At 64.5% G+C, this 558-nt stretch carries 1 protein-coding gene; it reads right to left on the bottom strand.

Annotated elements, in window-relative coordinates; genetic code table 11:
* On the bottom strand, positions 1-423 hold a 423-nt coding region (locus A3730_RS09690), incomplete at its 3' end, for a DUF4350 domain-containing protein (RefSeq protein WP_156501121.1).
* Positions 424-558: the final 135 nt, after the last annotated feature.

Here is a 558-nt window from a genome sequence, read left to right as displayed (position 1 = left end):
GCCGAGCGGGAACAGCAGTGGGTCATTGTCCTGCCAGTCTGCGTCACTGGCATCGGATGCCTCGATAAGCGACGGGAGCGGGCGGGCTTCCACCACCAGTTCGCCACCGTTCTGGACCCATTCCAGCAGGGTGTTGACCTGGTTGGGGGTGAGCATGCCGCGGTGTTTATCGATCACCAGGGTGGTGCGGGTGTCGGGTAACGGGAACAGGGCCGCAGCACTGAGAATGCGTTCAGAGGGCTGGCCCCGTTGCGCCAGCCAGCGTTGGGCTGCGCTGTAGGGGTTGCGCGTGATGCTGCTGTCCGGGGAGACCCGCTGCATGTAGGTGACCGGTTCGGTCAGGGCGTAGTAGCCCGCGATCATGGCGACCAGCAGGGTGGCAAGCAGCCAGGGGAAAGCACGGCGCAGGTGGGCCTTACGCATGGTTTGCCTCCAGCCTGTCCATTTGCTGCCAATGCTGGGTCAAGGTGCGCACCTGCTCAGCGCTAACCGGGCGGTGAGCCCAGGCGGTAGTAATCCAGGCCTGGGTCAGCCGCTGCAGGTAGGCAATTGGCAATG

This window comes from Alcanivorax sp. HI0044, from assembly GCF_001634945.1.
The sequence above is the reverse complement of the archived record's forward strand: the minus strand, read 5'-3'. Positions and strand labels throughout refer to the sequence as shown.